This window comes from Xylanibacter brevis P6B11 (genome assembly GCF_000621825.1).
GTDB classification, from domain to species: domain Bacteria; phylum Bacteroidota; class Bacteroidia; order Bacteroidales; family Bacteroidaceae; genus Prevotella; species Prevotella brevis.
The window spans coordinates 66639-80333 of sequence record NZ_KK211352.1; the positions used below are offsets into that span (position 1 = coordinate 66639).

Consider the following 13695-nt stretch of genomic DNA (forward strand, 5'->3'; position numbering starts at 1 on the left):
CTCTATCTTACTACTAATTTCTTCTGATATCTGCCACCGTCGGCATTCAACATATAGATACCTCCCACTCCGACACGGGTGCTGATGGTCTCACCGGGCTGTATGGTGAACGAGCCGACCTTCACACCTGCCGTGTTCACAATATGTACATCGGCAGCACGACGCAGCGTTGAGGTGACTATGATGGTATGGCGACGCAGACTGAACTGCAGACCGCCCTCACCTATTTCCTCCTCCGAAGGCTCCTGCTCATCGAAAGCGAACGAGGTGTCCTTGCCCACGAACAGGATGGACTGCACATGACGACGCGCGGCCGACGGACTGGCCACAAAGTACGGGCGGAATGGCGTTGCTTCCAGACCGCCAACAGGCGTCGCATCGAAACTACGTCCCTCGTCATTCATGAGGTAGCCATTCGTCACTTTACTCATATAGTTGGGCACGAAGGCATAGCCATCGGCAGGCACGCTGTTCAGCTCATCATCACTGACGCCAATGGTGATGGCCGGTTCGGAAACGAAACTGATGACCTGCTTGTCGAGTCGTGCGGGTGCCACACTGGCAGTATTCTGCGCGGTCCAGTCGCCACTGAGATCAAACTCATAATAGGTCTTGCCCGGGAATCCAATCATATAAGGCTTAGCCATCGTCAGCAGCGGATATGCTTTCAGCTCACGTCCGTTCTCATAGTAGGTCTGGTAGGTGTCGTTGTTGGCATCCTTCTGCGCGTTCTTACTGTAATAGTAATCCCACAGGAAGGTGTTGTCCACCTGCTTGTCGTCGCCCGTGGCCGTCGGATAGCTAAAGGCCGCTGTGAATACCTGCTCGTCCTCGGCCGACTTACCCTGATACTCGCGCAACCAGTACTCGTGGCCAATCTTTGCGCCGTTCTCCTCGGCCGTACGACTACCACTATAGAAGTGCGTAATCTCACCCTTATCCTGCGTAGATACCAGTTCGGCGGTGAAAGGCAGGCTGACGGTCTCCCATCCCTTGTTGATGTCCACATAAAGGTCTGGCATGCGCTGATGCCACATACGCTTTCCTGAGGCGAACGTATAACTCAACGGACAGTTGAAATCGCGCTTGTCGACCAGGAGGTGGTCAGTGATGGCCGTGAGGTTGCTCTGCACCAAGTGTCCATGAACCGTAGAGGCAGGTGCCACCTTCACGCGATGGTAGTCATCATCCACGTAATAATCCGTATAGTCTGGATCCACAAAATAGTTTGTCAGCACCTCGTTTGTCTCTGCGTTATGCTCGGCAGAAGGTGCATAGACCAACAAGTTGGTGGTCTCACCCTCGTTGGTGATACTGAGCAGTCCGTCAGCATCGTCCAGCATAGGCGGATAGAAATAGGTTGGAGCTGTTGGCTCCGCACCAACGCTGACAGTGCCCAGAGCCCACGTGTTATCTTGATGTCCGGCGAAGTCAATAGCCGTCATATTCGGATAAGCTGGTTTCAAGTCAGTATCCGTAACAGACTTCGGGGCAGATTTTGCTGCAAGCACAGCCGAGATATTAAAGTGAGCCTTGTCCATCACCTTACTCTGATAGTAGGCCGGTGCACGATAGACGCGGTTGCCGGCACCACTCAACGATAGGCGGTTGCCATTCTTGATGATGTGCTTAGGTGTGTCATCGTGCGGACGAGACATGTTATATCCGTAGGTCAACGTCTGTCCGAAGAAAATGTAGTCATCGGGCCAGATGGGTGCATAAGAGACGGTGCTGACAGCACCATTGTTGTTCACGCGCATACGGTCATCATATGTCTCAGGTATGCTACCCCCCGCATAGATAAAGTCGCCATCCTTATAGCGGTTCTCCACATAGCCCACATCACCATAACGGGCATCGGGCATTGTCGGGTAATAGCCTGTGAGCATCTGTTCCGACAGCACATCATTCTCTGCCTTCAGGTAGTGGTAGGCCTGTCCACTAGAGAGCTGTTTGTCGTAATAGCGTTTGTTCAGATAGAAGCCGTTCAGGTTATAGGCCACCGTACCGTTATAGAACGCCTGTTCACTCATGGCCGTAGCCATACCGTGTGTGTTGGCCGTTGTCTTATAGTTCTTGCCACTTTGGTAGTAGCAGTTCACCAGTTGGCGCGTGGTAGGCTCCTCGTCGGAAGGATTACCGAAGACCGCATAGACCGAACCATCGGGTGTTCCCGTCGTGTTGATCCAGCAGTTCTCCACATAACCATCGCCACTATCGACAACACCTGCCGAAGCAAACGAGCCAGTCACGCCCAGGTTATAGACACTGCCACAGAGCTTGCCAAACAACGAGTTGTTCAGTCCGCTGATGGTATAGCCATCGCCATGCAGATTTCCGGCAAAGCACTGTTCTTCATTACCAATGGGCGTCCAGTCGGTATATGCCTTTGGTGCCACATCACTACTCAGGATGAACTCCAGGTTTGCACCGCCCTTCACCCTACTATCGAGCAGGGCATGTCCTGCCGTAGCGCCCGTAGCAGCCTCTGTCGTCTGCAAGCTCAGGTCGTAGAAGTCCTTCAACAGGTCGAGTCTGCTCTTGCCAGCGTCCGACGTACAGTTGCCACCGTTGATATATATCTTTGAATTACGAGTCACATCAGGATGATCCACATACAGATGATGGTCCTTGTCGGCCATCACGGCATCCATATCATGATAGTTGGCTACCGTGACTGGCACGTAGTTAGAGTAGGTCTTACCCAAATAGGTCTTCGAATAGAAAGCAATCCATGCTTTCTGATCCTGATACCAGTACAGCGGTGTTCCATTGTTCTTGAATGGCACGCCATTACGGCGCATCATCGCATCATGTTCATCTGCAAACATCTCCCAACCGCTGGTCAGCACCTCGTAAAGACCGGGGTTCACCGTAGGAGCCTTCAGTCCAAGATTTGTGCCAGGCAGCACAGCAGGAGGTGCATTCAGCAAGCCAATTTCTGGTGCACCACTCTCCAGTTGCAGATGAACGTTCAGCACGTGCAGCTCATTGACCAGGCTCATACCTTCGCCCTCTTCATCAGGCTCGTAGTAGGTGTACTGATAAACGGCCGTCAGAATCTTCTCTGATGTCACATCCCTGGCTGTTGATTCGCGCGACACAAAGAGTGTTGTCGTCTCGGTTGGCTCAGAACCACGTATTGAGAAATGCTTCTGGTAGTTAGGAATCGTGGCAAAGACACTGGCAGAGATGACCGAACCCTTTTGTCCTGCAGTACCACGCTCTGTCGTAAACGAAGCAGAAGGCGTATAAGTCTCGTAGCAATAGAACACCGTGTTTGCCATGCCACCCTTCTGGAAGGTAATAGAATCAACCTTGGCACGGTTGACAGCCGACAGCAACTTAAAGTCTTTCTCACTGATTTCCTGTCCCTTTGCATAAGGTGTACCATTGTCTATCAACGACTCGTTGACAATAAATACCTTCTGTTCGCCAGACCCTGCGGGCACCACAATGCTTGAATAGTGCAGTTGATCGTTTCTAACTTCCTCGTACTCCTCACGCGTCAGTTTGTTGCCCGATGCAATCGTGTGTTCCACGTTGTCATTATCATAATAAGTCAGAGTGCTAGGGCCGTCGTAAATGGCATCATACTCTACCGCCTTCACATCGCTATACGGACTCTTATAATAAACATCCGTGAAGCCCTCGCCATGATAGTCTGGGTCAATCAGCAAATCAAGGGCATCATAGTTGAAATCGAAATTCTCACGTGCATCTGTCAGCGAGCACCACGACTTGATGGCGCTATAATTCTGGCCTGCCTCGTAGTACTGACCGCCATAGAGGCCATCGCTCTTGACATAGTAGGCTTCAGACAGATGAGCCTTCACATACTCCAGCGCCTCTGCATTAGTGACAGAGTCGGCATTAATCCTGCTGTTGTTGTACACCTTGTATTTCCGAGCCAGTTCTTCCAGGCTTTCGTCGGTTCCGGATACCAGCTCTCCGTGCAGGATGTACGACTCTTCGCCAATCTGGAAGGTGTTGATGCAGACCATAGCAGGCTCAAACTTCGACTTATCATCCAGCGCATCGTAAGCTTCCTGACCGATCGCATTACCTTTCTGGGTGTTTGCGAAATCTTCCAATGCCACATAAGCTGGCTCCACAACAGCCTGTCCTGTGGGCGGCTGCGGCATACGCACCACCGTAGAGACATAGTCGTCATGAGCTTCCTTCGTGATCACATCGCCCACCTCATACTCACGCTGACCATACAGACCTGAGGCTCCCGTCAACGTGTATGTAGGACCCTCTATATAGCCAGACTTATCAGGCAGTGCCTTATAGGCATCCTTTCGTATCTTGTCGCCGTCAGCGTCCATCAGCGGACTATACCAGTCGTTCCAATCCTTGGGGCTGTCCATCTTCACGGTGAGCACATAGCCCGTGTCATGGCCAATATTGTTCGACGAGTGGAACATCGAGTTCAGGTCTGTCACCTCCTCACCGAGTGCATTGCACACCGTGTGGTTTCCAGACACAAAGTTTTGCCAGGCCGTTGTGCTATGAAGGGTGGCATCATCTTCAAGAACGAATGCACCTGCAGAATAAGGCGTGCCATCAATGATACAAGAGTCCACGTTGACGCGGGTTTCCTTGACAAAGTATCTCTGTTCATTATCCGGCAGCTGGTGCCAGTCCCACCACGAAATGACGTCGTTCAGGTAGTACGTCATACTCTCGTTTTCCACCTTCACACCGTCGGGTGTTATCTTCTCCGTCCGCTCATCGTTAGCATAGTAAGCATAGAGACTGGGCTGGATGTTCAGCAGTCTGAGTCGTCCGTTAGAGCAAGCAGTGATGGTCAGCGGGATCTTGACCTCTTTTGAGTAGGCCGATGCAGAACCAGCATAGGCAGACACTACCTGGTCGTAAATATACACCTCACCCTTGATGAACCAATAGTGGGCAGGCGATATCACGTAACCATCATTATAGACACCGTTGTTCGGGTAACAGTCATCCACGATACGCTTTGACCTATGGATAAAGTTGCCGCTGGTCTGGTGGTCCAACAGCACCGTTGGACTATATATAAATATCTTATTGGTCAGCGCCTCATCGCCATTCTTCATATTATAGACAGATAGCAGAGTGTTCTCATGAGATATCTCACTGCGCTCACCATGTTCATTGCGTGCATAGACATAGCCACCACCCTCAATGTCCTTCTTCACATTAATCAGGTCCAGTTCAACCACACCTGTAATATCGCCATATATCTTGTTTTTCGGTGTACTCCGCTCCGAGGTCAGTTCCAGATACACACCAGATGCCAATGCCACCTGATTAATAGAAGTACCATTATTACGGTCGCGTTTGTCTATGTGACTTGTCTTCCAGCTATAATAGGTTTCAGTGTCGTCAGTCTTGGCATTACCGCGCTCCACATATCTGTAAGGATCGCTAAAGTGCACATCGCTCGTCAAGCCTCCCAGATAGTTCACCACGCTATAGATACCGAAGTAGTTGCCATGAAGCGCATTCTCTGCATTCAGATAGTCATCAGGTGACTGGTCGCTCACATTCAGCGCTGGCACAGCACCAGGCTTCAGCGCCAGGTCTTCGGCAATCACCGAGTGTTTCTGGTTCAGCGAGAGCTCGCCAATACGGTTGATGGTGTACTCCGTTGCATCGCCCACATCAGCCACACGGTCCTTGGCACCCTGCAAAACCAATCGACTGCCAAATACGCCACAGAAGTCTGCACGCTGGATGGTGTTCAACAATCGTCCGGCATAGATAGAACAGAAGCCATACTGCATCCAGTATTCCGGAATCTTATAGGCAGCGGGCAAAGCATTATACTCCTCCTCACTGATACGATCGGTTACGTGGTAAGACTTACCACCAATCACCACATCCTGCTGGCACTGGTATTCCAGTTTGAAGTAAGCACGCTCACGGTTGGTCAGCTTCTGATAGTCTTCCAACGAGATTTGCTGGTCCAGTCCGTAGTAGTCCGTACCATAGTTCGTGATGTTCAGTTCGCGATAGCCACCCACCAACGACAGGTTACCACCACCATAGAGACCACCCGTATGCTCTGTGCCCACGGTGATATAGTCATGGTGGTACACATCGTTGAGTGTTGCCGTGGTATTACCGAATACTGTGGTTGCATTGTTATAGCTCTCACTGTTAGACGACACGTTACCACCAGCAAACACAGCATTATGGATATGCACACCGCGCTCCACCCGGTCGTCGGCTGTCAGTCCGTCGCCTGTATAGAGGTTGGCCCATCTGCTGTCTTCCTTATCGGCAGGCAGAGTGTTCAGATAGTCGGTAGGCACATAGTCATAAGGACCATAAACCTGTCCCTGGAACGTCACCGGTGTGCCGTTCTTTCTGATTTGCAGCTGTGGCGAAACCACCACCTTACAGTCTTCTGTCAGGTGTCCTTCGCTGTCGTAGTAGTAGTAATGGTTAGGCGAGCCCGTACCAATCTTTCGGCTGTTCTCGCTGAAGTAACCACGACCATAGACATAGCCCACATCGCCACCGCCAAACACGTTACCATAGCCAGACGCCAGTCCTTCTTCGGTACCGATTTCACCACCATACACGTTCACTGCAGTCTGTCCGAACACGTAGCCGTCGGTATAGAAACCGTGAATACCGCCATAGCCCAGAATGTTATAGCCCTTACCGCCACCGAACACGTTGCGCTTCACATGACCGTTATAGATTGTTACGTTGGTGCCGCCATACAGATAGATGCTGTCCAGTTCACGAATCTTGTTGTCCACATCGCTTTCGTGCACCTTACCGCGTCCGATGGTAGCAATCTCACCACCGCCAAACACGCTATTACGTATCATACCGCCCCACACGGTGACAAAGCTCGTGTCCACACTACTGTTGTCGTCGTAGCCACCACCAAAGAGGTTACCACAGTCCGACAGTCGATCCTTACCCACGTGGTCGCTCCAGGTCTCATCGTTGACCTTCTCTACGTAAGTACCTCTCTCGGTATCATAGTAATAGCCAATGTAGCCATTGTTCATGGTCAGTGTGGCTCGGCCAATCACCGAACCACCTTCACCGCCGGCATAGGCGTTACGCAAGATGGCTGGCACACCATCATAATAGCCATAATCTTCGGGCAGCGCTTCTGTACGATCCTGGCGGATACCAATCACCACGTTTGTCTCTCCGGGAATATTTTCCGCGATGGTCTGCTTGCCGTTCTGTGCTGTCTCGCTCCTAGTATAGCCCACGTCACCTTGCCATCCACCGCCATAGACATTACGAGCCGAACCACCCTCTACGTAAGCAGTGGCACTGGCCGTGAAGGTTCCAGCTTTATAGTAGTCCTGCACAGCACCACTGGTACCGCCGGCATACATATCCTTTATCACATTACCGCCCAACAAGTCGATATAAGTAGAACCGCTGACCACCGCATTCGTACCATAACCACCACCATAGGCGTAGCTAACCACCGTGGCACCCTTGTGGATGTGTACGTTGGTATTGTATTTCTTGCCATCCATACGCACGGCATGCGCCAACGGGCTGTCCAGACCGTCATCGAAGCCATCTGCATTCTCGTAGCCAGGCAGTGAAAGGTCAAGTGTTGGGTCGGTCTCTTTCCACTTTCGCAGCGACTCCATGTTCAGCACCTTACCATTGTTTCCGCCACCATAGACCTCATAGACCTTGGCACCATCAAACAGGTTCACCTCGGTATATTGCGACCATGTGTCAGAACCATAACCGGCACCATAGACCGTGGCCAAATAGTCATTTTCCTTATCCTTCCACACCGGTGCACTGATGTTCACCTGTCCGTAGAGCGTACGGTCGGCAGAGTTGTTACCACCGAAGAGCACGTGCACACGTGCCTCCTCACTACGATAGTTCACTTGGGCCTCATAGACATCGCAGGGATAAAGCGGGTCGAAACCATAGGCACCACCAAAGATGCTGTCCACACGGATGGTTGCCCCCTGTGGCACGTTGATCACCGTACGACGAGTGACGCCCTCTTGGTAGCTGCCACCAAACACGCTCTTCACCTGACCCGTCATCAGGTCGATGATGGCAGAACCACTGTCTGGACGTCCCTCAACGGTGCCCTCAAGTGCATTCGTATAGCCACTCAGCGTCAACGGATTGACACCCATACCCAGACCGCAGTTGGCACCGGCACCAAAGATTTCAATATTCTGATATTTCGAAGTGGTCTTTGGTATCTCTACGAGTATATAGCTACGGTTCTGCATGCTGTCCACGCCCAGTCCCTTCAGGTGTCCCTGTCCCGCGCCAAAGACTTTTTTCAGTGAGTTTCTGACATGTACATTCGGACGAAGGTTAACAAACGCGTTGTCCAGACGAGGCTTTGTAAAGCCAGGCTTCGACGCACCATCAGGATAAGTGTACTGACGGTAGTGAGCATCCGTATAGTCATAGTCGCCATAGCAACCACCAAAAAGGTGGCTCACATTTCCCTGAATATACTCCACATAGGCAGAAGCATTCGTCACGTCGGGCACGTCTGCAGAATCTGGGTTATGCACCATGTCAACCACATCGTCGTTGATACGGTTCATAAAGTTACCCTTGTTCAGGATGCGTCCACCCAGGTCATTACCACCATACGCATGGTCACGCACCCAGGGGAATCCCAACACATCATGACCATCGGCATCTGTGCCATTACGTCCGATATACATCTCCGTATGTCCGTAGATGTCGGCATTACAGCTACCTGCAAAGGCGTTGAACACACGACCGTTACCCAGGTTCACAACCACATCGCCGGCAATGGGTGCCTCAAACGAACCGCCATAGATAAACTCAGCCTCAGCCATATCGTCGTCGTCCTCTTCATGTCCTCGGTGCACACCTTCCACAGTGCCCTTCAGGTTGACGTAACAGCTATTTTGTGGGTGATAGGAATAAACCAGTTTACTTGTCACAGGGTCGTAATAGTCTGCATTTCCCACCGGACCATTCTCGCCACCGCCAAAGACCTGGAACACATAACCCTTGTTAATATTCACCGTCGTGCTGCCCCATATCTCTGACTCGGGTCCATAGCCGCCGCCAAACACGTTCAATGCTTGACCCAGCACATCCATGCCCTGCTCATCGAGGATCACACCCGAGCGGCGCTCTGTCACATGATAGTCGCTGTTACCATAAAGGATAGCTTCACCCTCGTTCTGTTCCACCTGGTCGAAGATGGCAAACTCACCCTTACGGTCAACGATAGATGCATTGACATTGATAATCACATTGCCGTTCACATGACCGGTGTTATAGCAGCCGCCATAGACGTTACCACCCTTCAGTCGGCGGTCATGGTCGGCAGCCGTTGTGGTGCCGGGCAACAGACCCTCGGAACTGACGTTCTCGCCCGTGGCAGCACTGATGGTGTTCCACTCCAGTGCCGTCTTTGTGGCATTCCAGCGCTTGGGCTGAATCTTCAGTCCGACGAAGTTCAGCTCCAGCTTATCGCCATTGGCATCAGCGTCGCCCAGCAGTCCGCCCAGGTATTCCGCATTAAAGTCGTCGGTGGCATAGACGTTGGCATTATTACAACCACCCACCACCTTGTTATATATGATAATCTTATCGACGAAGTCAACGGTCATCTTACCATCCGTCAGGATGCTTCCCACGTTACCACCGCAATAGATAGAACCAAACTGTGAACTATAGGGTATATAATCATTGGGATCACCACGTCTTGTATCCTCAAACAGCACGTTAGGCTTAATCTTCATGGCACAGCCTTCCATGTATTTGGCAAAGAGCAACGAGTCCTTCAGGTTCATCGAGTTGAAGCGCGAACCATCGGGGGTCTGGTCGGTACTTGCCAGCGTGCGCAGCACACCCTCTTCACGACCTTGCTCGTCCACGGCCTCGTTGTATTTCACCATGTTCTCGCCATTGTTGCCCAGGAACACATTGTCGATGGTGACATAGGAGCCGATCTTGATGTGCGGCTGACGGGTGTCGAAGTTGCTTCTGGCCGTCTGTTCGCGCAGCGAGGCACTGTTGCCACCCACGTAAAGGGCGCCCTCTACAAGTACTGGATTCTCTGCCGTGCCACGAACCAAGATAGACACCTGCTCAGCATTCGGTCGGAAAAGGTTCAGGGCTTCTGCCGACTGCATCTGCGTGAAGCTGTTGCCTTCCAATCCCAGTATCTCGACAGGGTTATAGTAGAAATCACCCCATCTGGGATCATTTTTCAGTTTAGGATTGTCTGTATAGGCATACGAGCCATTGCCTCCACCATAGACATTGCCATAAATACGGGTCAGGATACCCACGGTGTTACCACCATAAACGTTGCCCGAGATATCATTACCGCCATAGACATTAGTCACGTGGCCACCCAGCACACGCACACGCGCTGCATAGCCACCAGGAATATTGTTCGGGTTGTCGGAAGGATCCAACTGTATTTCCGTATAGGGCACGGGATGATTGTCGTCGCCGTCATAAAGCGCACGCACATCGGCCTTACGGCATCCGCCATAGACATTCTCCACAACCATGCTGTCGCCTTCCACCTGCAGGAGCAGGCCCTCAGGACTGGTCATACGGCCTTCGTTACCGCCACCATAGAGGTTACGCACAGAACCGCGAATCAGGTTCCATCGGGGGCGTATGGCCATCTCAGCCTTGTTGTTTCCGCCAAACAGGCGTCCTATCTGATAGGCATTGCTGTGAGGATAGGTAAACGTCAGGTTGATGCCCATCTTGCTTTCCAGTCGGTCATCGTTCAGCACCTCGCCAGCCTGGTTGGCATTCGGATTGGTAGCATCAATAATGCTGCCAACTGCTGCGCTGGGGTTGTCCAGACAGATCACCGTTCTCTTCTTCACCGTGGCATTATTACCGCCACCATAGGCATAGACGATAGAGCCACCCAGTATCTCCAGATAGGTCTTTCCCAGTTCAGGCTTAGGCAATCCGAAATAGGGGTTCGGTGTCTCGCCGTCTTCCAGCTTCAGCGAGTTGTAGTCATAGTCACCATTACCGCCGCCAAAGAGCTGTCCGATATACACCTTCTTGGCATCAGCAGCAGCCCTGATCTTTCCGCCGACGATCTCCGTCTTGGTGGAAAGGCGTACAAAGGCATTCCATGTACTATCAATCTTATTCTGTCCGGCACCGGTGCCCACCCGCGTCAGTTGCTTAGGGATAGAGTCTGACGAGCCGATGCTTCCGGCAATGTCATTACCACCATAGAGATGGTTGATCACGATATAGTTGGAGGCATGCTCGCCATCGACATGCACAAAGGCAGAGCCTTGCACATCGGCCATACGTGCACCACCATACACCCTGTTCAGGTCGCCGGCATAAATGGCAACGGTCGTGTTTCCTTTCGTATTGCCCACATTACCGCCACCATAGACGTTGCCGCCTATGGTAATCTGTGCCTGAACTGCCAGTGCAGACATCCAACTCAGTAATATGGTCATTAGCTTTCGCATTTCGTTTGTTTTTTTAGTTTTTCACTCCTTCACAATCGTTGGATCCAGTGCATCAGGATCGGCTAAATAGTAGAGGTAGCTGGGAGCCACCGTCATGGTGAGCGTCGTCTTGGTGCCGTCTCGCATAGACATCAGTCCAGTGATGTCATTCTCTGCTCGGCAGTCCTTTCTGACCAGATGGCCCTCTTTGTCGTAAACATCATAGAAGCTCACCAACTTCAGTCCTGTCAGGATGGGTGCCACATAAAGGTCGTTCACCACCAGTGGTACGCTGGTACTAAGCATCTCGCCCTCGGAACTGTTCAGCATGTCGGTCACCTCGGCAGCCGTCTCGGTCGTGGTATAGTTGAACAGCGGTTCCAGTCCGTTCCACTGCGTGATGCTCACGTTGACCTTACGTGCTCCAGCAGCTTTCAGTTGTATCTTCTTCACCTTGATAGTGCGCAGGAGGTCATAATCGCTGCCCACCAGCAGTCGCAGGCTGAGGCTGGCATAGAGGTGTTCCATCAGCAGGTTCACCTTGTTATGGCTCTTGGGTTGCCCCTCGTAGAGGTATTTCCACATCGTGATATTCTCTGAACTGGCTACTGGTTCGCCACCTTTGACGCCAGCCAGGAAGCACAGGTCAACAGCTGTCACGGGGTCTAGCCCGTTCACCGTCAGCGTAGCGCCCTTGTCATAGCCGTCTGACAAGTAGCTGATGGCCGTTGACGATGCCGCATTGGCAGGCATAAAGCCATAGAGATACTGGTTCTCGTTAGGCAGCACCCTGACGTTGCTGCGCCATTCCGCCAGGTCGGTGGCATAGCTGAACGTGCCCCTTCGGGCTTCAGTGCCCCGCGTGACGTATATCTCGATGGCTTGGTCGGTGGTTGGCACGATGGCCGGTGAGTGTTTCATCATCGACGACAACTGCAGCATCTCGCCGTCCGTCGCCCCCTGTAGGTCGTTGGCGTCGTCCATGCTGCAAGCAGCCAGCAGCAGTGCTGCCAGTGTGCTCATCGCCATATTCTTCAGAAACATCTTCATTGCCATACACTTGCTTACCAGTTATACACCTCGTGATTTTGATTCACTTCGTTCCAGTCTGTCACAAAGACATCGTTCACCACCAGTCGGTCGGTGGCATTGCCTGCATAGTAACTATACACAATCCACGTGTGATTACGTGAGAAGTCGCCCGCCCTTTCCATCTGGAATGGTGCCTCTTTGAGAACGCCATCGACCATATAGTGGATGGTGCCACTGAGCCGTTTGTCACTCTCGCGCAGATAGAACGGTCCTGCCTGCAGCAGGTGACCGTCGGCCACAGCCGCATTGACCAGTCGGTCATAGTACGAGGGGGCCATACCCGACAGATATTCGTAGGACTCCGGATCTTCTATCTTGGGCACCTCTTCGGTGATGGTGGCCAGTGTGGTGGCGTCAGCCACATAGCTGTTGCCCAGGTGATAGTCGTTGCCATCGTCGCTCAGGAACAGATATTCGTCGGCAGGAATCATGTTGCCAGCCAGCTCCACGCGGGTCATCTGGAAGTCAGACAGCGTCACGGCGCAGCCAAACAGGAAGCGTACCTTCGACACCATGCGCGTCACGTTGACAATAGCTGGCTGTTGTGCCGTACCAATGCGCAGCACGGGGCTATCGCCATAGACGGGCTGGTCTCTCAGCACGCCCGACATGGGCAGTCCTTCGTCAGGCACCACCGTAGTCAGGACGTTCAGTCCGAAGGGCTGGTCGCCAGTCAGCATCAAAGCGTCATCCAGTTCCTGTCGCGTGGTGGTCTCGTCCAGCTGATGCGTGTGTGCAACATTTGCCAGCACATAGACATCCACGCTGGTGGGGTTCTGAGCAAACTCGTCTGGCACCAGCATCAGGTAGGTGGCACTGCGCTGACTGTTCAGTTGACCAATGGCCGGATTCAGATAGCCCACCAGAGTGCCATCGTTATGAGTAAACACCCATATCTGCACACTGCTGACCTTGTTTTCGGCCTCCGTGGCAGCCACATCACCGATGTAGGCACGCCGAGGAGCCGACTGCTTGTTGCTCAGTTGTTGGCCTTCTATATATATATTAAGGTATAAAGACGGAGTCGCAGGCGCACGCCCTGCCTCGTCGCCGCTATCATGAGAACAGCCCACGCCGCCCATTGCCACTGCCAGTAGTAGCAGTAGTGTGCGAATGATGCGATATGTCCCAGCAGTTTGTCTCATGCGGTCTT

The 13695-nt window shown here is 52.3% G+C and carries 3 protein-coding genes; all 3 read right to left on the reverse strand.

Features of this window, described 5'->3' with window-relative positions; genetic code table 11:
- Positions 1–2 precede the first annotated feature (2 nt).
- The 3 genes from T496_RS0110140 to T496_RS0110150 are packed head-to-tail and all read right to left on the reverse strand — an operon-like array spanning position 3 to position 13687.
- The gene (locus T496_RS0110140) at positions 3–11459 is read right to left on the reverse strand and encodes a hypothetical protein (RefSeq protein ID WP_155808853.1); all 11457 of its coding nucleotides are present in this window, start codon (positions 11457–11459) and stop codon (positions 3–5) included.
- Positions 11460–11492: 33 nt separating this feature from the next.
- Positions 11493–12506 (reverse strand): hypothetical protein, encoded by a 1014-nt coding sequence (locus tag T496_RS0110145; RefSeq protein ID WP_155808855.1) that lies wholly within the window; start codon positions 12504–12506, stop codon positions 11493–11495.
- A gap of 8 nt (positions 12507–12514) precedes the next feature.
- Positions 12515–13687, reverse strand: coding sequence for a fimbrial protein (locus T496_RS0110150; protein WP_155808857.1), 1173 nt, complete (start codon positions 13685–13687; stop codon positions 12515–12517).
- Positions 13688–13695 lie beyond the last annotated feature (8 nt).